The sequence below is a fragment of the Alkalihalobacillus sp. BA299 genome (genome assembly GCF_017745675.1).
Taxonomy (GTDB): Bacteria; Bacillota; Bacilli; order Bacillales; family Bacillaceae_F; genus Alkalihalobacterium.
Genome location: NZ_JAFLJM010000011.1, coordinates 154,563 through 177,956, shown reverse-complemented (window position 1 = coordinate 177,956; position 23,394 = coordinate 154,563). Strand labels below are relative to the sequence as shown.

General features: G+C 37.8%; 23 protein-coding genes and 1 pseudogene. 15 read left to right on the top strand and 9 right to left on the bottom strand.

Annotated elements, in window-relative coordinates:
* Positions 1-443: 443 nt before the first annotated feature.
* The 11 genes from J0N78_RS15655 to J0N78_RS15605 all read left to right on the top strand — a co-directional run bounded on the left by J0N78_RS15655 (position 444) and on the right by J0N78_RS15605 (position 11,882).
* Positions 444-1,655 carry a M20 metallopeptidase family protein gene (locus J0N78_RS15655; protein ID WP_209124043.1) on the top strand — a complete coding sequence of 404 codons (1,212 nt, stop codon included), beginning with the start codon at positions 444-446 and terminating at the stop codon, positions 1,653-1,655.
* A 74-nt stretch (positions 1,656-1,729) separates the two neighbouring features.
* Positions 1,730-3,319, top strand: coding sequence for an ABC transporter substrate-binding protein (locus tag J0N78_RS15650; protein ID WP_209124042.1), 1,590 nt, complete (start codon positions 1,730-1,732; stop codon positions 3,317-3,319).
* A gap of 77 nt (positions 3,320-3,396) precedes the next feature.
* Positions 3,397-4,314 carry an ABC transporter permease gene (locus tag J0N78_RS15645; RefSeq protein ID WP_209124041.1) on the top strand — a complete coding sequence of 306 codons (918 nt, stop codon included), beginning with the start codon at positions 3,397-3,399 and terminating at the stop codon, positions 4,312-4,314.
* 31 nt (positions 4,315-4,345) lie between these two features.
* On the top strand, positions 4,346-5,278 hold the full coding sequence (locus J0N78_RS15640) for an ABC transporter permease (protein ID WP_209124040.1): 933 nt from the start codon (positions 4,346-4,348) through the stop codon (positions 5,276-5,278).
* Positions 5,279-5,294: 16 nt separating this feature from the next.
* Positions 5,295-6,281: an ABC transporter ATP-binding protein gene (locus J0N78_RS15635; RefSeq protein WP_209124039.1), complete on the top strand. Its 987-nt coding sequence runs from the start codon at positions 5,295-5,297 to the stop codon at positions 6,279-6,281.
* Positions 6,281-7,294 (top strand): ABC transporter ATP-binding protein, encoded by a 1,014-nt coding sequence (locus J0N78_RS15630; RefSeq protein WP_209124038.1) that lies wholly within the window; start codon positions 6,281-6,283, stop codon positions 7,292-7,294. Before J0N78_RS15635 ends, J0N78_RS15630 begins: the two co-directional genes overlap by 1 nt.
* A gap of 48 nt (positions 7,295-7,342) precedes the next feature.
* Positions 7,343-8,443, top strand: coding sequence for a M20 family metallopeptidase (locus tag J0N78_RS15625; RefSeq protein ID WP_209124055.1), 1,101 nt, complete (start codon positions 7,343-7,345; stop codon positions 8,441-8,443).
* Between the two features lie 525 nt (positions 8,444-8,968).
* Positions 8,969-9,157 (top strand): hypothetical protein, encoded by a 189-nt coding sequence (locus J0N78_RS15620; RefSeq protein WP_209124037.1) that lies wholly within the window; start codon positions 8,969-8,971, stop codon positions 9,155-9,157.
* A complete protein-coding gene (locus J0N78_RS15615; protein ID WP_209124036.1) occupies positions 9,150-9,689 on the top strand; it encodes an endolytic transglycosylase MltG in 540 nt (179 codons plus the stop codon). The genes J0N78_RS15620 and J0N78_RS15615 overlap by 8 nt, the downstream gene beginning before the upstream one ends.
* Positions 9,690-10,119: 430 nt before the next feature.
* Positions 10,120-10,875 carry a 5-oxoprolinase subunit PxpB gene (pxpB, locus tag J0N78_RS15610; protein WP_307794952.1) on the top strand — a complete coding sequence of 252 codons (756 nt, stop codon included), beginning with the start codon at positions 10,120-10,122 and terminating at the stop codon, positions 10,873-10,875.
* On the top strand, positions 10,872-11,882 hold the full coding sequence (locus J0N78_RS15605; protein ID WP_209124035.1) for a 5-oxoprolinase subunit C family protein: 1,011 nt from the start codon (positions 10,872-10,874) through the stop codon (positions 11,880-11,882). The genes pxpB and J0N78_RS15605 overlap by 4 nt, the downstream gene beginning before the upstream one ends.
* A 68-nt stretch (positions 11,883-11,950) precedes the next feature.
* Here the strand turns inward: J0N78_RS15605 and J0N78_RS15600 are convergent, their stop codons facing one another.
* Complete coding sequence (locus J0N78_RS15600) at positions 11,951-12,706, bottom strand: IclR family transcriptional regulator (protein WP_209124034.1); 756 nt, start codon at positions 12,704-12,706, stop codon at positions 11,951-11,953.
* Between the two features lie 251 nt (positions 12,707-12,957).
* On the opposite strand from J0N78_RS15600, the gene J0N78_RS15595 reads away from it, so the two are divergent.
* The 3 genes from J0N78_RS15595 to J0N78_RS15585 are packed head-to-tail and all read left to right on the top strand — an operon-like array spanning position 12,958 to position 15,165.
* Entirely contained in the window at positions 12,958-14,145 is a 1,188-nt protein-coding gene (locus tag J0N78_RS15595; RefSeq protein ID WP_247747362.1) for an NRAMP family divalent metal transporter, read from the top strand.
* A 37-nt stretch (positions 14,146-14,182) separates the two neighbouring features.
* Positions 14,183-14,950, top strand: coding sequence for a 5-oxoprolinase subunit PxpA (locus J0N78_RS15590; protein WP_209124032.1), 768 nt, complete (start codon positions 14,183-14,185; stop codon positions 14,948-14,950).
* Between the two features lie 50 nt (positions 14,951-15,000).
* On the top strand, positions 15,001-15,165 hold the full coding sequence (locus tag J0N78_RS15585) for a hypothetical protein (protein ID WP_209124031.1): 165 nt from the start codon (positions 15,001-15,003) through the stop codon (positions 15,163-15,165).
* Between the two features lie 32 nt (positions 15,166-15,197).
* Here the strand turns inward: J0N78_RS15585 and J0N78_RS15580 are convergent, their stop codons facing one another.
* From J0N78_RS15580 to J0N78_RS15545, 8 genes and pseudogenes are all read right to left on the bottom strand, one after another.
* Complete coding sequence (locus J0N78_RS15580; RefSeq protein WP_209124030.1) at positions 15,198-15,371, bottom strand: imidazoleglycerol-phosphate dehydratase; 174 nt, start codon at positions 15,369-15,371, stop codon at positions 15,198-15,200.
* Positions 15,372-15,589: 218 nt separating this feature from the next.
* Complete coding sequence (locus tag J0N78_RS15575) at positions 15,590-16,522, bottom strand: FixH family protein (RefSeq protein WP_209124029.1); 933 nt, start codon at positions 16,520-16,522, stop codon at positions 15,590-15,592.
* A 1-nt stretch (position 16,523) separates the two neighbouring features.
* A complete protein-coding gene (locus J0N78_RS15570) occupies positions 16,524-17,192 on the bottom strand; it encodes an ABC transporter ATP-binding protein (protein WP_209124028.1) in 669 nt (222 codons plus the stop codon).
* The gene (locus J0N78_RS15565; RefSeq protein WP_209124027.1) at positions 17,189-17,986 is read right to left on the bottom strand and encodes an ABC transporter permease; all 798 of its coding nucleotides are present in this window, start codon (positions 17,984-17,986) and stop codon (positions 17,189-17,191) included. The genes J0N78_RS15570 and J0N78_RS15565 overlap by 4 nt, the downstream gene beginning before the upstream one ends.
* Positions 17,986-19,290: a nitrous oxide reductase family maturation protein NosD gene (nosD, locus tag J0N78_RS15560; protein WP_247747353.1), complete on the bottom strand. Its 1,305-nt coding sequence runs from the start codon at positions 19,288-19,290 to the stop codon at positions 17,986-17,988. The genes J0N78_RS15565 and nosD overlap by 1 nt, the downstream gene beginning before the upstream one ends.
* Entirely contained in the window at positions 19,290-19,850 is a 561-nt protein-coding gene (locus tag J0N78_RS15555; RefSeq protein ID WP_209124025.1) for a hypothetical protein, read from the bottom strand. Before J0N78_RS15555 ends, nosD begins: the two co-directional genes overlap by 1 nt.
* 55 nt (positions 19,851-19,905) lie before the next feature.
* Positions 19,906-21,792 (bottom strand): annotated as a pseudogene (nosZ, locus tag J0N78_RS26535) (Sec-dependent nitrous-oxide reductase).
* On the bottom strand, positions 21,792-22,229 hold the full coding sequence (locus J0N78_RS15545; RefSeq protein WP_209124024.1) for a c-type cytochrome: 438 nt from the start codon (positions 22,227-22,229) through the stop codon (positions 21,792-21,794). The pseudogene nosZ and the gene J0N78_RS15545 overlap by 1 nt, the downstream one beginning before the upstream one ends.
* A 340-nt stretch (positions 22,230-22,569) precedes the next feature.
* Here J0N78_RS15545 and J0N78_RS15540 point away from each other — a divergent pair, with 340 nt between their 5' ends.
* Entirely contained in the window at positions 22,570-23,268 is a 699-nt protein-coding gene (locus J0N78_RS15540; RefSeq protein ID WP_209124023.1) for a Crp/Fnr family transcriptional regulator, read from the top strand.
* The last annotated feature ends 126 nt before the right edge of the window (positions 23,269-23,394 follow it).

Here is a 23,394-nt window from a genome sequence, read left to right as displayed (position 1 = left end):
ACTCCATGTAAAGTTTAAGTGGAGAAAAATTAAGTAGCTTTTCTCCTATTAAGGTTGCCCAGATTTAGCTGAAATTAAAAAAATGGGGTACGTATTTGACAGTTTCGTTCATATCAGTCAACATCGGCTCGCTGCTGCTCCACGTGTTTCCTTTATCTCATACGGAGTGCTTCAGTCCATACGCCGCTAAAAGCTTAGCTTTACTAGATTATACAGTAATTTTATAGGAACTTAGTAACTGTAAATCGTTTTTTTCTTTTTTTTCTGTAGTAATTCAGGCATAGGGTTTATAAAATATGAGATAAGTTTTCTGAATGTTCATAAGTGACTCAATAGGTGGATTATTTTCAAAATATATAAAAGTGAGAAAGGCTCTAGCCAAAATTGTTCTCTGTCTACCTGTTATTAAATGAATAGCCGAAACGATAGAAGGGGTGTATTACATGGTGTCTATGGCGGAAGAAGCAAAAAAAATTAAAGAAGATATTGTAGCTTGGAGAAGAAAACTTCACCAAAACCCAGAGCTTAGTTTTGAAGAAGTAGAAACATCTAAGTTTGTCCAAGAAAAACTAACGGAACTCGGGATCGAATTTCAAGCTCCTGTTGCTAAAACAGGTGTAGTAGGAATCATTAGAGGAGAAAAATCTGGACCAACCGTAGCCTTACGAGCTGACATGGATGCCTTGCCGATTCAAGATGAGAAGGACGTTCCGTATGCATCTAAAGTAAGTGGTAAAGCCCATTTATGTGGCCATGATGCTCATACGTCTATTTTATTAGGGGCTGCAACACTTCTTTCTCAAAATCCACCGACTCATGGGAATATAAAACTCCTTTTTCAACCTGCAGAAGAAGGATTGGCTGGTGGAATGCACATGGTTGAAGAAGGAGTCTTAGAGAATCCAAAGGTGGATGCCATTGCCGGACTACATGTCCATCCTACAGCAGACACTGGGTATGTTACGGTTTGTCCTGGGGTTGCAATGGCGTGTGCTGATCATTTTGATCTAGAGATCATCGGAAAAGGTGGACATGCTGCTCATCCTCACATGTCGATTGATTCAGTAACTGTAACGGCACAAGTGATTTCAGCACTTCAACAAGTCGTAAGTCGTACACTAGACCCTCTAGTACCGGGTGTACTTACGATTGGAAAAATTGATGGTGGCTATGCAAGAAATGTAATTGCTCCAAAAGTAAGGTTAGAAGGAACAGTTCGCCTTTTAGATCCTGAGCTGCGAAAAACGGTAAGAGACCAAATGGACCAGATTATAAGTGGTGTTTGTAACGCATTTGGAGCTACATACCATTTTGACTATCAATTTGGTTATCCACCAGTTCAAAATGATAATTCACTCATTCCACTACTTGAAGAAACTGCCAATAAAGTGCTGGGGGAAAATACTTTATCTGTCGTAAAACCAAGTATGGGTGGGGAAGATTTTTCATACTACGCTGAAAAAGTTCCTGGGATCTTCTTCCGTCTTGGTATAAGAAACGAAGAGAAAAATTGTGTTTATCCAAATCATCATCCACTATTTGATATTGATGAGGATGCACTACCATACGGTTCGGCAATGCTAGCGGAGTTTGCTTTAAATTATATTAAAAAGCATACAAAGGAATCAGTATTAACTAATCCTTTACCAAAGTAAGTTAGACACCGAAGTAAATTATTGATTTGCTTCGTCTATAAATCAAAACAAACAATTTTTTAGGGGGTATTACAATGAAGAAAAACCTTTGGCTAACATTAATGATTTTTTCACTAGGTGTATTCATTTTAGTTGCATGTAGTGGGGGATCACAAGAAACATCAAAAACAGATGATGAGGAAAAAACTCCAGATTCTGAAGTGACAGAAGCAGGGGATGATAACACAACATTAACGATTGCAATGGGAACTGACATTGTTAGTTTTGACGTTCATGATCACTTGAATACTTCTACTGAAGCAGTTCATGATAATATGTTCAACTATTTATTTAAAAGAGACAATGAAACTGGAGAAATTAAGCCTGAGCTTGTTGATACATATGAAAATATCGATGAGACAACTTGGGAATTTAAGCTTAAAGAAGGAGTTCTTTTCCATAACGGCGATCCGTTAACTACTGAAGATGTTAAATACTCTTTAGAAAGAGTTGCATACGATGATGGTTTAAGAGACCACGCGAACTACCGTCAAATTAAAGAAGTTGAAATTATTGATGAATTAAACTTTAAAATTATTACACATAATCCAGAACCAGCTTTATTAAACCGTATTTCACGTATTGGTTCAGGGATTTTACCGGCAAAGTATATTGAAGAAAATGGATTTGATCATTTCTTAGCGAATCCAGTTGGAACAGGTCCTTATCAGTTTGTTGAGTGGGTACGTGATGATCGCATCGTATTTGAACCATTTGAAGACTATTTTGAAGGCAAAGTAGATACTTGGGAAAAAGTTGTATTCCGTGTGATTCCTGAAAACTCAACACGTGTCAATGAACTATTAACGGGTGGAGTAGATATCGCTGTAAACGTACCACCAAGTGAGTGGGAACGTGTAGATGCAAACGATGGGACGTCAATGAAATCAGAAACATCTAACCGTACATTAATGCTCTTCTTACGTTCAACGGAAGGCTATCCAACATCTGATGTAAGAGTACGTCAAGCAATCGACTATGCAATTGATAACAAAGCGATTACTGAAAATGTACTTAACGGTGCTGGTACAACGACACTTACTCGCGTGGCTCCTGGAAACTTCGGCTTCCATGAAGACCTGTATGGAAAATACAACTATGATTTAGAAAAAGCAAAAGCGTTATTAGAAGAAGCAGGATATCCTGATGGATTTGAAATGACACTACATTCACCACGTGGCCGTTATTTACAGGATGCTCAAGTTGCTGAAATGGTTGGCGGTATGTTAGCTGCTGTAGGTATTAAAGTAAACATTGACTTCCTAGAGTGGAGTAATTTTGTTGAAATGCGTGCGGCTAAAACGAATAAAGATGCTTACATGCTTGGATTAGGAAACTCGATGTTTGATGCTGACAATGCACTGGATTGGTACCGTTCTGCGCGTTTTGAAGGAGAAACAGATTATAAAAATGAAGAGGTTGACCGTTTATTAGCAGAAGCCGTACAAAATATGGACATCGAAGAGCGTGAACAGCAATATAAACAAATTCAAGAAATTCTAGTAGAGGAAGTACCTCACATCATTTTACACCAAGAATCGATTAATATCGGTATAAGTGACCGTATTAATTACACACCTACAATGGATGAAATGTTATACGTACCGACTGTAACAAAGAAATAAAATAGTTTAATAGGAACACTCTAGGGTTAGGGATGTACTTCATACCTAACCCTAAAAAATATTAAGGGGTGAAATAAGTGGGGAATTATTTAATCCGAAGGCTATTGCAAATTATTCCAGTCCTATTCATTATATCTTTTATTGTTTTTAGTCTAGTTTTTGTTGCAGGAGATCCTGTTGCTCTAATGTTGCCTGAAGATGCAACAGAACAGGATGCACAGATTTTACGAGAGTCATTGGGGTTAGATAGGCCATTCCTTGTCCAGTACGGAAGCTATGTTGTAAAGCTTATACAAGGTGATTTTGGGGAATCCTTTCGTTATAGCCAGAGTGCCCTTCCTATTGTTTTAGAACGCTTACCAGCTACTTTAGAATTAGCGGTTGCCGCGATGATTGTAGCGATTGTCATTGCCATTCCTTTAGGGATTTGGTCAGCAACGAAACAGAACTCTGCGTTAGACCTTATTGCAACAGGAGGAGCTGTTTTAGGAAAGGCTATGCCTAACTTTTGGCTAGGGATTATGCTAATCTTGCTATTTTCAGTAACATTAGGAATGTTTCCAGTGTCGGGAAGAGATTCGATTGCTCATCTAGTTCTTCCAGCGATTACTCTAGGAACAGGGATTGCAGCAGAAATGACTCGTTTGATCAGGTCAAGCATGATTGAAATTCTTAGTCAAGACTATGTTCGAACAGCAAAAAGTAAAGGATTAAAAGATCGAGTTGTCGTTTACAAACACGCCTTTCGAAATTCTTTAATTCCTGTTATTACAATTACAGCATTACAGACTTCTACATTGGTCGGTGGAACCTTAATTACAGAAACGGTATTTTCATGGCCAGGATTAGGACAATTGTTAATTCAAGCAGTTAATACACGTGATATGGCCATTGTACAAGCCTGTGTGTTTATTATTGCAATCATGGTTATTGCGATGAACTTGCTTGCTGATATTTTATATCGCTTATTAGACCCACGGATTAAATATAATTAAAAAACTAAGAACGAAAAAGGAGGATAACGGCATGGCACAAGCTCCTCAAACGACAACAAGTAATGAAATTCCGAAGACAGCAGTGACCAGGAAACGCCCAAGCGCTTTGGTCCGTTGGGTAAGGCTTTTGTTAATGAGTAAAACTGGTACAGTCGGGTTTCTGATTGTACTATTAATGGTATTCACTGCAATTTTGGCACCACTGATCTCACCACATGATCCGACAGAGATCAATCCAGCAAATATGCTTCAACCTCCTATGTGGATTGAAGGTGGAAGCAGTGAGCATTTATTGGGTACAGATAATCTTGGCAGAGATATATTAAGTAGGATCATCTATGGTTCACAAGTCTCTCTATTAGTTGGAATTGCTGCAGTAGTACTAGCAGGGATTATTGGTGTATCTGTTGGTCTTATTGCTGGTTTTTATGGTGGTTTTATTGATAATGCACTTATGAGATTAGTAGATTCTTTTTTAGCTATTCCAAATATTCTTTTTGCACTAGTGATCCTTAGTGTATTTGGTCCGAGTGTCATCACCTTAATTATCGTATTAGGTGTAACCAATTGGGTGAACTATGCCCGCCTTGTCCGCGGTGAAGTTCTCAGTATTAAAGAACGTGAATTTGTTAAAGCGGCCCGTTCCATCGGGGTTAAAAATCATAAGATTATTTTAAGACATTTGCTACCTAATGTCGTTTCTTCTTTTATCGTTATTTCAACATTAAGTGTTGCAACTACAATTATTTTAGAAGCTTCATTAAGTTTCCTTGGCTTAGGAATTCAGCCCCCAACCGTTTCTTGGGGAGGCGTCTTAAGTGATGGTAGAGATTATCTTGCAACAAGTTGGTGGTTAGCTACATTCCCAGGAGTAGCCATTACAATCACTGTTTTAGGGATTATCTTTTTAGGAGACTGGTTGCGAGATGTACTTGATCCTCGTTCTCAAGGAGTTCGGAAGTAATTAAGGAGGTGTCATTATGAGTGAAAATTGTTTATTAGAAGTAAAAGAGTTAAAAACTTATTTTCGTACTGAGAATGGAGTTATTCCTTCTGTAGATGGTGTTTCTTTTGAATTACATAAAGGAGAGACGCTGGCTGTTGTAGGTGAGTCGGGTTCAGGAAAAAGTGTAACTTCTCTTTCAATTATGGGATTGATCGGAACTCCAGGAAAGATAGAAGGCGGGGAAATAAATTTTGAAGGAACGGATTTAACAAAGGCTTCGAAAAAGGAAATGAGAAATTTAAGAGGAAATGAAATTTCGATGATTTTCCAAGAGCCTTTAACATCATTGAATCCTTTGTTTACCGTTGGAAATCAAATATCAGAAGCAATTATTTTACATCAAAAAGTGAATAAAAAAGTAGCCAAGACTAGAAGCATAGAGATGTTAAAAAAGGTCGGTATTCCCCGTGCAGAAAAGGTTTTTGATGCTTTTCCGCACTCTTTAAGTGGTGGAATGAGGCAACGCGTCATGATTGCGATGGCTCTATCATGTAATCCAAAATTACTTATTGCCGATGAACCGACGACAGCACTAGACGTTACAATTCAAGCACAAATCTTAGAACTGATGAGACAACTTACTCGTGACTACGGAACGTCCATCATGTTGATTACTCATGATTTAGGTGTGGTAGCGGAAATGGTCGATAAAGTCATAGTCATGTACGCTGGCCAAGTCGTTGAACATACCGATGTCTTTACACTTTTCCGTGAGCCGAAACATCCATATACAAAAGGGTTATTAGATAGTACACCGAAAATTCACGAACTAAAAGAAGAGTTAGACTCGATTGAAGGGACTGTACCAAGCCCGCAAGATTTCCCAGTCGGCTGCCGCTTTCAACCGCGCTGTAAGTATGCGACAGAAAAATGTGTTGAAGAAGCTCCTCCTTTAGAGGAAATCGCTCCAGGACACAAAGTACGATGCTGGTTACATGAGGAAAAAGAGGTGACACTCTAATGGGTAATAAAGAAAAGTACTTACTAGAAGTAAAAGGATTGAAAAAAAGCTTCGATGTTTCCGAAGGCTGGTTAAAAAGGAAAAAGCAATATTTACGAGCCGTTGATGGTGTCGACCTTTATGTAAAAGAAGGAGAAACCTTAGGGATTGTTGGAGAGTCGGGGTGTGGAAAATCAACAACTGGAAATTTAATTATGCACCTTCTTGAACCGACAGAAGGGGAGATTATATTTGATGGTATTAACCTAAGTACACTTTCACCTGAAGAGCTACGTAAAAAGAGAGCGGATATTCAAATGATCTTTCAGGATCCGTTTTCGTCTTTAAATCCGAGAATGAGAGTCTTTGATATTATTGCAGAACCTTTATTAACACATAATGTGGCTAAAGGAAAAAAACTTGAAGAAAAAGTGTATGAGTTAATGGATGTGGTAGGTTTAGACCGATCGTATTCGCGTCGGTACCCTCATGAGTTTAGTGGTGGTCAACGTCAGAGAATTGGGATTGCTAGAGCGATTGCACTAAAACCGAAATTAGTTGTTTGTGATGAACCTGTATCCGCTTTAGACGTTTCCATTCAGTCTCAAATCTTAAACCTATTAGCCAAACTTCAAAAAGAGTTTAACCTAACTTTTATTTTTATTGCTCATGGCCTACCCGCAGTAAAGCATATTAGTGATCGCATTGCTGTTATGTACTTAGGACAAGTGGTGGAATTAGCTACAAAAGAACAGTTATTCCGTATGCCGATGCATCCTTATACGGAAGGGCTTCTATCAGCGGTTCCTATTCCGGACCCTACGTTAAGAGATAAAAAGCAACTTGTTGTGTTAGAAGGCGATATGCCAAGTCCGGCTAATCCACCTTCTGGGTGTAGATTCCATACTCGTTGTCCGTATGCTGATGTAAAATGTAAAGAAGAAGTGCCGCAGCTTATCGAAAAAGATGATGGCCATCAAGTAGCGTGTCATTATCCTCTTGTTGAAGGACAAGGTATTGTGGTGAATAGCTAAAAATTGGGAGTGATTGTTTTGGAATATACACTAAATCGTGAACAAGAAATGTTAGATTTAATTGAACAGTTAGTCAACATAGATAGCGGCTCGTATGTTAAAGAGGGAGTCGATAAAGTCGGTCGCATTTTAAAGGGGAAGTATGAGGAACTCGGGTTTCATGTGGGAGTGATTGAACAAGAAGAACTAGGAAATCATCTAGTCATCAAACATAAAGAGGCTATTGATCCTGAAATTTTAATTGTTGCCCATATGGATACGGTATTTCAAGAAGGAACAGCAAGTGAACGCCCATTTACCATCAAAGGTGACAGAGCGTATGGGCCAGGAGTCATTGACATGAAATCGAGTCAAGTTTCTGCGCTCTATGCACTTAAAGCATTAGTTGAAACGAAGGATGAAGCATATAAAAATGTGGAGATTATCCTAAATAGTGATGAAGAAATAGGCTCTCCGACTTCAAGAGCATTGATTGAGGAAAAATCAGTAGGTAAAAAATATGCATTAATCATGGAACCAGCTCGAAAAGACGGCTCTTTAGTGTCTGCACGACGAGGAGGAGGCTCCTATACTGTAAGTGTTAAAGGAAGAGCCGCTCATTCTGGTATTGAGCCAGAAAAAGGGAGAAGTGCAATTGAAGAATTAGCGTATAAAATTGTGAAATTGCATGAACTCAATGACCATGATAATGGGATTTCGGTCAATGTGGGGCTAATTGAAGGCGGAGCTTCGGTCAATACGGTATCTCCTAATGCTGTCGGACATGTCGATGTACGTATCACTTTGCCAGAACAAGCAGAAGAAATGGAAAAGCGAATTCAAGAAGTTTGCGCGACAACAGACGTAAGTGGGACTGAAATTGAGTTATTAGGCAATATTAATCGTCCTCCGATGGTAAAAAACGAACAAACAAAAGAGCTTTTACACATCATTCAAGAGGTTGGTCATGAAATTGGGCTAGAAGTAACTGACACACAAACAGGTGGGGGCTCAGACGCTTCATTTACATCTGCTCAAGGAATTGCAACAATTGATGGTCTAGGACCAGTAGGTGGTAATCCACATAGTGAAAATGAATATTTGGAAATCCCTACTTTAACAGAAAGAACAGAACTACTGATGAAAACGATCCAAAGAATATCACGGTGATCTTGAACCACTATAGGAGAAAATATAATTTTAAGTATGAAGAAAATAGTAATTGACAGGAACTGAGAAGATATTAAAGTCTTCTCAGTTTTTTCACATTACCCCTATACTTTACTTCTATATTACTTAATTTTAATAAATTTATGTCTATATTACTGATTTTTGGGTAGAATTGGATTCTTTTAAAGGGAAAGGCCTATACACTAGGAGGGTCTTACGGTTCAATTTTGTGAAAGAAAAATGACAGTGATTGTTTGTCGCAAAAAATAATGCTATGATTTTATAGGTGTTTGTAAATTGTCGAAAATTAGCATGTGAATCGTTTGCCGATGAACTTTTAATGGTTACTATAGGCTTTTCGTAAAATAGCAACAATCTTTTAGAACGGCTATTTTATTTTCAAAACCTTCACGCTATGCGTGAAGAGCCAAGCATCCGCTTGGCTTACGGTCCAAAAGCTAAAAGCAACAATCTTTGAGAAAAGAGTCTTTAGAAAAGAACTTTACTAAAAAAGGAGGAACCATAATGACGTTGTTGATCATCTTGTTGTTTTTAGCAAGTGCAGGATTGTTTGTCTATTCTTTCTTTGCTAAAGACTATCAATCTGAGGTTACAAATCAAGTAAGTAATGTACAAATTAATTTGATGAGAGAAATTAATGAATTAAAGGATAAAATGAAAGACGAAGAGGAAGGAAGAGTGAAGCGTGGATAAACATACTGCAAGAGGATTGTCGATCGGATTTTTTATCACTGGTATCGTTTTGTTACTTTTTAAATCAGTGCTTGCACCAGCCCATATAACAGCTGAAGAGCCAGTGTTGACTCAAGAAACCATTGAAGTATTTTTAAAAGAAAACAATCTATTGGTCATCTCTGAAGAAGACTATGAAACGTTGAAAAATGGACAAGTAGAAGCTGTGGCAACAGAAGAAAAACCTGCTGAAGAAAAGAAGGATGAAAGTAAGGCTGACGACCAAGTTGTTGAAGAGAAGGAAGAAGTAAAAGAAGAAAAGACAGAAGAAGACAAACCGGTAACACATAAAATTAAGATTTCTTCTGGTATGGTAAGTCCTGATGTTGCGAAAATTCTTAAGGAAAAAGGACTAATTCAAGACGAGTCTGAGTTTGTACGATTAGTAGAATCTAAGAATGCAGCAAAATATATTCAAATTGGCGAACATGAATTAACGACTGATATGAGTATGGATGAAATCATCAGTGTAATTACAAAAGGTCGAGCTTAATAATAACAAAATTAGGCTCTTTTCTAAAAGATTGTTGCTTTTAGCTATTAGACCGTTAACCAAGCGAAAGCTTGGTTCTTCACGCTATGGCGTGAAGCCTTTGAACATAAATCAGCCAGATGGACAAATGAATTTGTCCATTAGGGCTGATTTATGTTCAAAAAACGGTCCAATAGCAACAAAGTTTACGAAAATAGCTAAAAATTAAGAGAGAGGGACTGCTAATAGCAGTTCCTCTTCTGCTGTTTTTAGATGGTAAATTAATCATGATCTATAGTGAAAAAGGATAACATAATACTGTTCTTTCATTTAACTAATAGCTTTTAATGTTGAGGAAGTATTGTTTTTTTATATTCAAACAATTATAATTATTTTAATACCTTAATTCGGAATTTATATTCCGAATTTTGGAACAAAGGGAGGCCGAGGGGTGAAATTAGACAATAATTTAGCTGGAAGTACCTTTGAGCATTTTGACATTTATCCATTAAGTGAAACGGCTATTATTATAAGTTTTGGCACAGGAATCGATGTAACTATCCATAATAAGGTGAAGGCGTTCACCAATCACCTTGACAGTAAGCCTATTATCGGGATGGTTGAATATATTCCATCCTTTACGAGTGTAACGGTATTTTATGATCCGATAAGAGTTGTACAAGAAGGGTACAAAGGACGTAAGCTTTCTGCATTTGAAACCGTTTCTTTAAAAATAAAAGACCTTTTAAAACAGCTAAAAGAAATAGATCATACGAAACAAAGAGAAGTTGAAATACCTGTCTGTTATGGTGGGGAGTTAGGCCCTGATTTAGAATATGTTACACAATATAATAACTTGACAACTGATGAGGTAATCCATATTCATTCAGGTGGAGAGTATCTTGTTTATATGATTGGTTTTGCCCCTGGCTTTCCTTATTTAGGAGGAATGTCAGAGAAAATTGCTACCCCAAGAAAAGCAAAGCCTCGTATGGCTATTCCAAAAGGGTCAGTAGGTATAGCTGGTAAGCAAACAGGAGTGTATTCTATTGAAACTCCTGGTGGCTGGCAACTCATTGGTCAAACCCCATTCGATTTGTTTTTACCGTCTAAAACCCCACCATCCCTTCTGCAATCGGGAGATATTATTCGCTTTAAATCTATTTCTCTTAAAGAGTATAGAGATTATAAGGGGGATTTACGATGAGTATAACAGTACTTCGTCCAGGTTTGCTAACTACGGTTCAGGACTTAGGTAGAGCGGGCCTTCAAAAGTATGGGGTGATTTTTAGTGGAGCGATGGACACATATGCCCTTCGAGTTGCGAATTTATTAGTCGGTAATGAAGAAGGAGAGGCAGCTCTAGAAATCACATTAACAGGTCCCGAATTGCAAATAGAGAAAGATGTACTTATTGCGCTCACGGGTGGAGATTTATCGCCTACGATTGAAAACGAATCTATTCCATTGTGGAAACCGGTCTATGTAAGAAAGGGTAGTGTTCTACGGTTTGGTCCGTGTAAGTCTGGTTGCAGAGCTTATTTGGCCATAGTAGGAGGCATTAATGTTGAAGAAGTAATGGGGAGTCGGAGTACGTATTTACGAGCAAGCATTGGTGGATTTAATGGAAGAGCATTAAAAGCCGGGGATTGTATTGAGTTAAGAACGCCATCAGAACAGTCATCACAATTATTAAAGGAGCTTTCTTTTGAAGGTGAGCTACCATTTTCTGCACCGACATGGAGTGTAAATAAAGAACTGTATATACGTGAAAAAAATAATAATGTAATACGAATCCTCCGCGGTTCTCATTATGAATTATTTACACCAATCTGTAGAAAGGAGTTATTTGAGGAAACGTTTAAAGTGACACCGCAATCTGATCGAATGGGCTATAGACTGTCAGGACCTACACTAACATTGAGTCAATCTTTTGAAATGGTTTCAGAAGCAGTTGCTCTTGGAACGATTCAAGTACCTCCTGACGGAAATCCAATTATCCTGCTTGCCGATCGTCAGACAACGGGTGGATATCCAAGAATAGGACAAGTCGTGTCAATTGATATTCCAATTATCGCGCAGTTAAAGCCAGGAGAAACGATCCGATTCAAAGAAGTGTCATTGAAAGAAGCTGAAGAGCTCTACTTGAACAGAGAAAAGGAACTAAATGAGCTTCGTACAGGACTATCATTAAAAGGTGTCAGGAACTTTTAGTACAGTAAAAGTTCCTGACACCAAAAATGCAGCATCTATGAACATTACATCATCAATGCGAACGCACTTTAATGGAAATGGCCGAGCTTTTGTGATATTTCATCCGCGGCTCGCTTTACTTTTTCAATCAATGTAGGTAAGTGCTCATCTTGAAAGCGGCTATCAGGACCGGCAATACTTAAACCTCCAACTACATGACCTGTGTGATCAAAAATGGGTGCTGCTATTGAAACTGTCTGGTTTTCAAGTTCAGAATAACTGATTGCATAACCGTTTGCACGAGATTGCTGCAAAATGGCTCGCAGCTTATCTTTTTCTGTAATCGTCCCTGTCTCAAACGGCTTTAACTCTGTTTCGTCAAGATATGCTTCTAGTTCTTTTTCCGGTAAATGGGCCAATATGATTCGTGAACAAGCTCCTGCGTAGAGGGGGGACCGTCTTCCGACTTTAGTGAAAAGTCGGACGGGATGTAGTGTGTCAAGCTTTTCAATATAGATTGCTTCATTTTGATCTCTTATTATAAGATGTACAGCTTCCCCAAGATCATCACGAAGATCTCTCATAATAGGGTAAGCGATTTTTCGAATATCCAATCGGTCTGCAACAAGTTGTCCGAATTCAAGAAATAACATCCCAAGAGTATACTTCCCTTCGGAGTCTTTACTAAGAAAGCCCATGTCTTCAAGTGAACCAATCATACGATGAACAGACGTCTTAGGAATCCCAGACAATTGCACCATTTCATTTAACGATAATTTTCGATAGGTTCGGAAAAGATCTAAAAGCTTCATAGATTTAACTACGGTTTTATTTTTGTTTTGCACGAGTCTTTCCCCCTTTACCTGAAATCGTACTTTTGATCATAGTAAATAGACTTTTCAAAGGTTTAAATAATTAAAAAAAAATGTGATTTTCTTACAAATAATCTTTTTTATTTTACAAAAGCTTATAGTAAATGTCTAGTTCTCCAATTTGTCATAAACAACTTAAAAGCATCATGTAACTAATAAAAAAATAACCAGAAAAAGAAAGGGTGACTCATATGAAACAAAATCCTATTGAAGAACAACAAAAGATGACACCAAAAGAAAGATTAAGTGCAATGACAGGTGCTGCTTTTTTAATGGCAACCTCTGCGATCGGTCCTGGATTTTTAACACAAACGGCTGTTTTTACGGAACAACTTCTTGCTAGTTTTGCTTTTGTTATCCTTGCATCGATCATTTTAGACATTGGGGCCCAGATGAATATATGGCGTATTATTGCCGTTTCAAAGATGAAGGGGCAGGAAATTGCCAATGCTGTAATACCAGGTTTAGGTTATGTAGTTGCGTTTTTTATCGTACTAGGTGGTCTCGCCTTTAATATTGGTAACGTGGGTGGCGGCGGATTAGGTGTCAATGCTTTACTAGGGTTTGATCCGAGAGTAGGTGCAGTTATAACGGGTGTAATTTGTATTATTATCTTTTCTCTAAAAGAGGCAAGTGTAGCGATGGACAAGATAGTTCGTTATTTAGGGGCATTAATGATTTTGTTAACGGCTTATGTCATGTTTGTCAGTAAACCTCCATATGGCGAAGCAGCATTTCGGATGTTTGTTCCTCTTGAGATTGATTTTTTAGCCATTGTCACGATTGTCGGTGGAACTGTTGGTGGATATATTACATTTGCAGGTGGTCACCGTCTTTTAGATGCAGGAATTTCTGGCAAAGAAAATATACGTCATGTAACAAATACCGCGATTTCTGGAATTGTAGTTGCCTCGATTATGAGACTTATTTTATTTTTAGCCGTATTAGGAGTCGTTTCAGCTGGTTTTGCTTTAAATCCAGAAAATCCTCCAGCTTCCGTCTTTCAAATTGCAGCGGGTGAAATCGGCTATCGAATTTTTGGTTTAGTATTATGGGCGGCTGGAATTACGTCGGTTATCGGTGCAGCCTATACGTCTGTTTCATTCTTAACAAACTTTCATCCAAGCATTAAAAAGTTTCAAAACTATTGGGTGATTGGATTTATTGTCTTTTCTACAATTATTTTTGCATTAATTGGTCGTCCGGTTATGCTACTCATTTTAGCAGGTGCATTTAACGGACTAATTCTTCCGTTAACATTAGGATGTATTTTATTAGCGGCACATCGTACAAAAATTATTGGCGATTATAAACATCCGATTTGGATGACACTTTTTGGTACCATTGTTGTTGTATTAACGACATATTTAGGGGTCCGTACTCTGATTCAAATGATTCCACAGTTATTTTAATGTCGTGTAAATGACAATATAAGGGAGGAGATTTTTTATGAAAACTGTTGATCTGAACTGTGATTTAGGGGAAAGCTTTGGTTCTTTTGTAGTAGGTCAGGATGAACTTATTTTAGAGCCCATTACTTCTGCCAACATTGCGTGCGGGTATCATGCAGGGGATCACAATGTCATGGCAAAAACGGTGAAATTGGCAAAAGAAAAAGGCGTTAGTATCGGGGCACATCCTGGGTTCCCTGACCTAATCGGGTTTGGAAGAAGAGCTATCCAAACAGAACCGAGCGATATCTATCATTTTGTGATTTATCAAATTAGTGCACTCCAAGGGTTTTGTAAAATAAATGGTGTAAAAATGAATCACGTCAAGCCTCATGGAGCATTGTATAATATGGCTGCAAAAGATCCAGTCGTAGCAGAAGCTATAGCGCAAGCAGTGTATGATGTAGATCCTGCTCTCGTCTTATTTGGCTTATCAGGGAGTGAGTTAATTAAAGCTGGTTTAAAGGTAGGGTTATCAGTAGGGAATGAGGTGTTTGCGGACCGGACGTATCAACCGGATGGGACGCTAACGCCTCGAACTCATCCTAATGCGCTGATTCATGAAACGGAAGTAGCTATAGAGCAAGTATTGACGATGGTAAACGAAGATAGAGTTAAAGCAGTCGATGGTTCATATGCTCCTATTCAAGCGAATACGATTTGCATTCATGGGGATGGAGCGAATGCACTTGAGTTTGCACGTAAGTTACGAGCAGCACTTATGGCAGAAGGGATTAATATCCGACCAGTTGAAGGAAAGCGATAGATGATCGAATCGGAAGGCAGAAAAAATAAGGTTGTACGAGGAGAATGGTTATGAAATCGAAACAAGTTCGAGAAAAAATCAGAAGTGGAGAGTTTAGTACGAATACTTCTGGTGCATGTGATGAATACGTACAAGCAAATGTAGTTATACTCCCGAAGGAATATGCTTTTGAATTCTTCCTATCATTTCAACTAGTATCCAATAGAACTGAGTAGAAAGAAGGAACCAGTGGTGGTTCCTTTTACAATTAATGATTATTCGGGTGTTTTAACTGTGATTTGCTACCTCGTCTGGAGTTGTATTCCGTTCCTTTATTGTTATCGCCACTAGCGACCTCTTGACCAAATTCTGTGTCTAGCTTTCCACCTCTTCTTGGTGAGCTTTGATTTTGACTACCACCTTGATTATTACGCTTTGTCATTATTTACACCTCCCATTTTTACGCACACTATTATCATTCCAAGCTTTACTTGTTTCATTCCAAAATTTTTTGAATACATTTGTATACAAACTAAAACACAACGTCCTATGCTAACGACTGTATGACCTACATCGTGCAGTCTCAACTAACATTCAGTGGGGGGAGAAGGAAAACCTCCACTGAATGAAGTTGCACTTTATAAAAACTATGACATAAAATTATTGCAAATAAACTTCTATATTCAACGATTCAATTTGAGCTACAAGCAGTTCCTCATATTCTTGATGGGCTAAATAATTAACTTCAGTGATTTCTGCATCTGGTTTTTCTTCCTTCACCTTATCAAGCATATCTTGCTGAACCTTTTGGGATAAAACAATTAGTTCATATTGGCTTTGCTGCTTTTCCCAAAATCGATCTTCGCCAAATTGTTGAATCAGTTCTTTTGCAACGGGCTGTGTCATTAACTCATTTTTCACCTTAGCCATTTCGTGATCTACTTCCTCAGGTGTGGATGTATGTCCTTTTTCAGTGGCTAAAAGAGCGACTGCGCGAAGTCGAATGATTTGAGTTAATAACGTATTGACATTGCCAGCTTCCTTTTCTTGAGCATCCCAAAATTGCATCAGCTCTTCTAACTCTTTTCCTTCGTGTGACTGCTTATCCTTTTCTCGATAAAGGGTAATTTGTAAGTGATTGATAAAATGATAAAATTCGAGGTCATCCTCTAAAATTGGTTGGCCATTAATGGTTGAAACAACACCTTTTTCAGGTGCAACACGTTTTGTATTTTGCTGTGTACCTTCTGAAGAAACTTGAAACAATATTAGCTGTTCAAAGTCTTCTTCATCCTGTGTTATTGTAAGGTTTGAAACCCAATCTCCATCCATCGGTAAATCTAAGTTTGTCTCATATAGTCCGTTGTCGATTTCATGAAATTCTAATTCCGCAGAGCCGTGATCCATTTTTGCCATTTCAAATGTACCGACAACCTGAAGATCTGAAATCGGTTTTTCATTTTCTGTAATAGAAACTTGGAAAACATCTGTTAAGTGCTGCGGTTGATAGTTTAGCACCGCTTCTATATTCGACGTCGATTTGCAACCAAATAGAAATAGTAGAAGAAGGCTTAGTACCGTTATTTTTTTCATTTTACTTTCCTCCTAGTGAAACAGTTTTTGAAAATTCCGCGACTGTGTATTTTGTGATTTTTCCAGCATCCAAATAAGCAATATGTGAAGCAATTTGACGAATTTCGTCCATATGATGAGAAGACAGCAAGATCGTTTTGTTTTCCAGAGTCTTTAAAATGTGTAAAATCTCTTCGCGACCCATCGGATCAAGTCCACTAGTTGGCTCATCAAGTATGAGTATTTCAGTATCATAATAAAGCATAATAGCTAAACCTAATCGTTGTAGCATGCCTTTTGAGTAGCCTTTAACTTGCTTTGTCCGAGCCTCCCACAGGTTAACCTGCTTTAAAATATCGTTTATTCGATTTTCCGCTATTTTGTCTGTTCCTAAATTAGCAAAAAAATGCATATTCTCACTGCCTGTTAACTGAGGATACAATTGGAATTTCTCAGGTAAATAAGCAACTTTTCTTTTCCAACTATTTTTTTTATTGGAAATTCCCCCAAGAAGAATCGATCCTTTTTTAATCGGAAGAAGGCCTAGTATGGAATGAATTAGCGTTGATTTACCGGCCCCATTTCTACCGACTAATGCACACAATTCATTTTGATTGACTTCTAAATGAATATCTTCCAACACATTGTTTTTTGAACTATAGGATTGGGTTAAGCCTTTTACTTGAATCATTGTTTCTCCCCCTTATTGTGAAATAAGACCGCTAATTCAAATGAGAGGACGAGCCAAATGAGTAAATTGATCATTAAAAATTTCACCGGAGACATCCAAACCATTTTCTCCATAAACCGTGACATAAACTCTAATGAGAAAGTTCCTAGTGCTGTTTCTAAAAAAAAGCGCAACGAATGAAGGGGATCAAGGAAATAAAACACGGAAAAAATGGTTATATTTGCGTAAGTCACGTACGGTAAAAGATAGAGAAAAATAAGATCAACAAGAAAAATGAGAAAAAACCAAATAAATATGTTCGCTCCGACAAGCTGGATTCGAGTACTACAAATACTTCCTGTCAGTAATCCAATTTGATTAAATATCAGGATTAAGACAACGATAGAAATAAGAAAGTACAAAAAATGAATGCTGTTAAACGAAAGAAAAAGCTTTATCGGTAACGCAAATAGAATGTGCCAGCTTATAAAAACGCCAGTAGTGATTCCATGAATAGCAACGCTCTTTTTTAAAAGAAAGCTACGAAATGATTCCCTTTTCGTCACTAGAATGATTAACGTCTTTAATTCCTTTTCTTGCATGACGGCAAAAGAGGATAGAAATAAGCAAAGGAGTGGGATGAAATAGATTTGCATTTCATAGAGTGATAACAAAAAGGCTTCAAACCCGTGCTCTGTTGGAAAACTCCGAGCTTCTAATAATAGAAAGATAGATAAAATGATGACGATACCTAAAGCAGACCAAAGGCCTTTTCCTCTCGAAAGCTCTTTCCATTCCTTATCTAAATACATCATCAAAGTTTCCTCCTTTTCCTGCCAATATAAACCGCAATCATTATGAGTAAAAGAGGAACTGTGGTCCATGTTAGTAGGCGGTTTGAACGTTTTGTCATTAATGGATGTTCATCTACTAACATCACTTCATCTTTATTTACCAATTGATTGATCTTTTCATACATCATGATGGTAGGACTATTTAAAAAAAGATAGACGAGTTCATTTTTTTCAATAAGACGATAAAGAGATGAACTATATTTCAACGGGGTGTCACCAATTCCATCTTGATTCAAATCAAATAGTGGAATATCGTTCCCCCAATCGTTTCCACGGTTATTTTCACTCCATTTTGTTTCAGGCAATCCACCAATTGTAATGATAGATGCAACATTTCTAAAAAAAGTATTTTCTGTAATTACTTGATGTTTGGCGCTTGCCCACAGTTCCATACCTATCTGATTTTGGCTAATATCGTTCGCTTCAATGCGATTATTTTGTGATTGATCAATAAAGAGTGCCCGCTGGTTTTGAAAAAACACATTTTCCGTAATGGTATTATCATTAGCCATCTGTAATAGTAGACCAAATGATCGCGTGCTCTGGTTGAGTGAAAATTCATTTTGATGGATCGTATTATGACTCGAGTTCATAATTGCAGCACCACCAGTATTGAAGCTAAATTGATTGTTTAAAAAAAGGTTGTGATTAGAATACATAAAATGAAGGCCGTAACGTGTATTTTTTAATACATTTCCTTTAACTTCATTTTCATTTGAGTAATCAAAAAATAAGCCATCTCTTGTGCCAGTTATTTCATTCTCAATTAACTGATTAAAATTAGAGTAATAGACATGAATGCCGTTACCTTGACCATTAACTGTTTGGTTTCCTTTTCCAGAAACGTGGATGTTTTCGATCGTGTTGTAATGTGCTTGACTAAGATAAATGCCATGGTATGCATCTTTAATTTGTAGATCTTTTATCGTGTTATGGTCAGTATGAATTTTAATTGCCGCAAATTCCTCCGTTGAGTTTAAAGAAAAGCTACTGTTTTCAACTGTTATGTTTTCAATATGAACATTTTCGGCGAGAATCGATATGACATTTCCTGTGCCATCTCCACGAATTATCGTTTTTTTAGAGCCATTAATTGTAAGTGGTTTTGAAATGGTAATATTTCCATCGTACACTTGGTCAGATAACTCGATCACACCATTTGCTGGAGTATCATCAATCACTTTTTGCAGGTCATCCTTTGCTAGTACAAAATCGCCACTCATGACTGAAAACAGTAGGATGAACAAAGCCACTTTTTTAACCATTATCTTCGCTCCTTCCAAATCGGATATAACATGAGTAAAAATGCTAATCCAATAACAAATGATCCAAAGCTAAAGGAACTATTCGTCACAAAATTGGCCAATGTATTCTCTCCCATGATCGGTGGAACAAACGGATCAATCTCTATCGGTGCTTTCGGGTCGAGCTCTGTCCCAAACGTTGTAAGTGTTTGGTGAAGATAATAAAGTCCATATATTCCTCCAGTCATAAAAACTCCGATTAAACTGTATAAGAACCTTTTGTTTCTTAGTAAGGCACAAATGATGGTTACTAAGGCTAATGCTCCTATAAGAAAAGGTAAAAATTGAAGTTCGGGAAAGGTTTCTTCACTAAAATTCGCCATCCCAATATAATGGTTTAAGCTATTAATAATTTGAATATCGCCAACCAATTTATAAGGGTAGACGGATATATTTAAACCTTCTTGATATTGAGGAGCATAAAACGTCATCTTCCACCAAGGTAAAAATATCGAAATGATGATGAATAAAGCAGCTATGAGTATACTAATAACTGACGAGGAAGAGAGTTTTCGAGCCATATGTTTCACCCCGCTTTAATTGAAAGGGGTATTGCTGTAATACCCCTTTTTGATACTACTCCTTTGGTTTTACAAGTAAATAACCCGTCATTTCTTGATGTAGTGCTGAACAGAAGTTTGTACAATAAATCGGGAATACCCCAGTTTTGTCTGCTACGAAGGTAATTGATTTCGTCTGACCTGGCATTTGTTCAAAGTTTAAGTTATAGTCCATAATTCCGAGTCCATGAACGATATCTTGGTCAAAATCATTGTTTGTAATATGAAGAGTTACCGTATCGCCTTCATTCACTTCAATCACATCTGGACGCTCGGCTTTTGCATCAAAGATAAATTTTGAACGCATCGAAATTCCATAAACAGTGACTTGATCAACATCTCGCTCAATCCGCGTATCGCTTTGGCTATAAACGGCATGTGGATTATTTTCATCTTGTTCATACACATGGAAAGTGTTAATGACGTCTCGATGAATCATTTGTCCATAGTGTGGTTCAGGGTTAACCGGTGTCGAAGATAAATGAACCATCTCCTCACTATTAATATCAAATAAATCCATCGATTCAGGATGGGAAGGCCCAACCGATAAATAATTATCCTTGGCAATCTTGTTTAAAGAAACTAAATAATCCCCTCTTGGCTTTGCTGTATCTCCGTGAGTCGTTACTAAGTGACCTGGTGAATAATATACATCTTGACGGTCGATGACTTCCCCTGTTTCATACTCCCATTTAACGACTTCAGAAGAAATAAACATCGTTGTGTAAGCGTGTCCTTTATCATCAAATTGCGTATGAAGTGGTCCAAGTGCTCCTGGTGGGTCGACTTCACGTTCCATCACCGATTCATAATTTATGACCGGAATTCCATTTCTTTCTCCAGAAAAATCTTGATTTTCAATCGCTGCAAACGCTTTTTCAAATGAAAATACAGTCATGGCAGGTGCTAATTTACCAGATGCAACAAAGTACTTACCATCTGGGCTGACGTCGACACCATGTGGGGATTTGGCAACAGGTACTAAATAAACTCCACCTTCATGTTTTTCAGGAAAGATCATTTTTTGTCCGTCTATTTCTTCGTACTCCCCATTGTTTACTTTTTTCTCTAACTCTTCCCAATTAAATAAGACAATGTAATCACGGTCTGCTTGAGAAGCATTAATTTCTAAATTCGTTGTTGCTTCTTCGGTATTATACGTTGTGACGACTGCCCATTTCCCAGAAAGTCCTTTACCTGCTCAAGCTTTATCATAAGACCAAGGTGGTAAGGCAACCTGATAGGCTACATCTAACTTTTTCTCATCTTCATCAAAAGTAACAGCTGACATGACCCCACGATAGGTGTCGCTAAATTCATCAAGTGAAGCATACTCATTTCCAATCGGAACGGAGAAACGTGTTGGCAAAAATAAATACTCGGTGTTTTCAGTAACGAATGCTGCACAGTGTGGTCCGCCGCTATTTGGGACTTGTAACATATCAACCGTATGGAAGTCCTTTAAGTCAAGGGCAGCGACGCGGTTATTCGCTACGTCTGTAGCAAAAAGGAACTTCCCATCATAATCACCGTCTGTTTCTGAAAAGGCAGGGTGATGGAGGTCGCCCCACGTATAGTCACCTAACATTTCTCTTGAGTGATCATCAAAACCGTAACCGGTTGCAGGATCTGGTGTAAAGACAGGGATCGTTCGGATATGTCGCATCGATGGCACACCATAAACGAATAATTGCCCAGAATGTCCACCCGAATTAAATAGATAGTACTCATCGAGCTCTCCATGTGGAACGTAAACTTGTTCAGCTTTATTTTTTGTAGTCGCGGACGTCGTTTGTGGAGCTGTTGTATTAAAGTCGGCAAAAAATACAGTAGCTGCCAATACTCCTGAGATCAATCCAGCAACGCCAGGAAAAATGATTTTCTTCACATTTTGCACCCCCATTATTTGTTTTCTGATGCTGCTTTTAATAACGAAATTACGGCATCGATTTCTTCATCTGACATTGGATTACTACCGATCACACCGCTCATAACAGCAGAAGTAGGTTCTTTAAGGTATTCCTCCAATGGTTTCCCATGCTTTCCTTCAACATTGAGGTAAGCATTCGATAAATCAGGTCCTGTCGTTCCACCCTCTAAATCTAACCCTGAAACTGCATGGCAAGAGAGGCAACCAAAGTTGTTTAACGTTTCTCCAGCCTTTGAATCAACAGCCACTGGCATCTCTTCAGTGCTATCTGCTACTTCTGCACTTTCCTGTTCAGTATCTGTTGTTGGTTGTTGACTTGTTTCTGTTGATTCTTGTGGTTGAAAAAATAGATATCCCCCTCCAAAAGCAATGGCAAAAGTTAGTACATAAGTTAGAATTGCGCTTTTCATATTCCAGCTCCTTTCTCTGTTTTTGATAGAAAGGACTGAGCCTATTTCATTCTTTTGACTTTCAAGTATTTTATAGGATCATTCCCTTCTGATAGGTTAATGATATGCTGTTCCAAATTATGGTGGTGTGATCTAAATCACACTTCACAAATCGTTCGATTTTACTGTTGCTACCTCGTTTATCGAGTAATAAATAGGAAAAAATAGGGAGGAACTTTAATAAAATAAAAGTGAAAAGGAAAGCAAAAATGGTATTTTAAAAGTGATATTTTTCACGTTCAAATCATAACGAGCAAGCTATAATAGAATGATTGAGTTCAACGGGAAGGAGTGATTGGGAATGTCGATAGAGGCGATGAAGTCTTTATTAAAAAGTGTGCCTTTATTCAAAGAGTTAACGGATCAGGAAATGGAGCCCATTATTGAAATGGCCCACCCTCGTAATTTTAAAGAACGAGAGCTTTTATTTATGCAGGGGGATCCACTTGATCGAGTATTTTTTATTCATAAAGGAAAAGTAAAAATTTACAAAACGGATATGAGCGGTAAAGAACAAATTGTTTCTGTGCTTCAAGAGGGAGATATGTTTCCGCATGCAGGCTTTTTCCGAACAGGTGGATATCCAGCCCATGCTGAGATAATGGAGGTTGCAACATTACTCGTCATTCCTATTATAGAGTTTGAGCGACTGCTTTTAAAGCGACCTGAAGTTTGTATGAAGCTGTTTCGTGTCATGGGGGAAAAGATTATTGATTTGCAAAGCCGGTTAGATGAACAAATCTTTCATAATACGTATGAGCAAATCTTAATGCTATTCTTGCGCCTTTCCAAAACGTACGGTCAAAAACATGATGGTGAGTATGTAAAATTAAATACACAGTTCACGAATCAAGAGCTTGCTAACATGATTGGAACATCAAGAGAAACAGTTAGCCGTACGCTAACGAAATTAAGAAAAAATAACATTGCGAAAGTGAGCAACAAAGGATATTTGCTCATTTCAACAGACTTAGTCAAGCAAGAGCTTTGTATTGATTAAAACTAAATAAATTAAGAAATACCTCATAAGCAAACTCGATAAACTTATGAGGTATTTTTTTGTTGTAGTGATGTACATCACTACACCGCCCATTTGAATTCGATACACTTGAACTAGAAAGAAACA

What these genes read in the sequence shown, in the direction of transcription:
- J0N78_RS15655 (WP_209124043.1), top strand. Translation starts at nt 444, where the DNA reads ATGGTGTCTATGGCGGAAGAAGCAAAAAAAATTAAAGAAGATATTGTA.
- J0N78_RS15650 (WP_209124042.1), top strand. Translation starts at nt 1,730, where the DNA reads ATGAAGAAAAACCTTTGGCTAACATTAATGATTTTTTCACTAGGTGTA.
- J0N78_RS15640 (WP_209124040.1), top strand. Translation starts at nt 4,346, where the DNA reads ATGGCACAAGCTCCTCAAACGACAACAAGTAATGAAATTCCGAAGACA.
- J0N78_RS15635 (WP_209124039.1), top strand. Translation starts at nt 5,295, where the DNA reads ATGAGTGAAAATTGTTTATTAGAAGTAAAAGAGTTAAAAACTTATTTT.
- J0N78_RS15630 (WP_209124038.1), top strand. Translation starts at nt 6,281, where the DNA reads ATGGGTAATAAAGAAAAGTACTTACTAGAAGTAAAAGGATTGAAAAAA.
- J0N78_RS15625 (WP_209124055.1), top strand. Translation starts at nt 7,343, where the DNA reads ATGTTAGATTTAATTGAACAGTTAGTCAACATAGATAGCGGCTCGTAT.
- J0N78_RS15620 (WP_209124037.1), top strand. Translation starts at nt 8,969, where the DNA reads ATGACGTTGTTGATCATCTTGTTGTTTTTAGCAAGTGCAGGATTGTTT.
- J0N78_RS15605 (WP_209124035.1), top strand. Translation starts at nt 10,872, where the DNA reads ATGAGTATAACAGTACTTCGTCCAGGTTTGCTAACTACGGTTCAGGAC.
- J0N78_RS15595 (WP_247747362.1), top strand. Translation starts at nt 12,958, where the DNA reads ATGACACCAAAAGAAAGATTAAGTGCAATGACAGGTGCTGCTTTTTTA.
- J0N78_RS15590 (WP_209124032.1), top strand. Translation starts at nt 14,183, where the DNA reads ATGAAAACTGTTGATCTGAACTGTGATTTAGGGGAAAGCTTTGGTTCT.
- J0N78_RS15585 (WP_209124031.1), top strand. Translation starts at nt 15,001, where the DNA reads ATGAAATCGAAACAAGTTCGAGAAAAAATCAGAAGTGGAGAGTTTAGT.
- J0N78_RS15580 (WP_209124030.1), bottom strand. Translation starts at nt 15,371, where the DNA reads ATGACAAAGCGTAATAATCAAGGTGGTAGTCAAAATCAAAGCTCACCA.
- J0N78_RS15575 (WP_209124029.1), bottom strand. Translation starts at nt 16,522, where the DNA reads ATGAAAAAAATAACGGTACTAAGCCTTCTTCTACTATTTCTATTTGGT.
- J0N78_RS15570 (WP_209124028.1), bottom strand. Translation starts at nt 17,192, where the DNA reads ATGATTCAAGTAAAAGGCTTAACCCAATCCTATAGTTCAAAAAACAAT.
- J0N78_RS15565 (WP_209124027.1), bottom strand. Translation starts at nt 17,986, where the DNA reads ATGATGTATTTAGATAAGGAATGGAAAGAGCTTTCGAGAGGAAAAGGC.
- nosD (WP_247747353.1), bottom strand. Translation starts at nt 19,290, where the DNA reads ATGGTTAAAAAAGTGGCTTTGTTCATCCTACTGTTTTCAGTCATGAGT.
- J0N78_RS15555 (WP_209124025.1), bottom strand. Translation starts at nt 19,850, where the DNA reads ATGGCTCGAAAACTCTCTTCCTCGTCAGTTATTAGTATACTCATAGCT.
- J0N78_RS15545 (WP_209124024.1), bottom strand. Translation starts at nt 22,229, where the DNA reads ATGAAAAGCGCAATTCTAACTTATGTACTAACTTTTGCCATTGCTTTT.
- J0N78_RS15540 (WP_209124023.1), top strand. Translation starts at nt 22,570, where the DNA reads ATGTCGATAGAGGCGATGAAGTCTTTATTAAAAAGTGTGCCTTTATTC.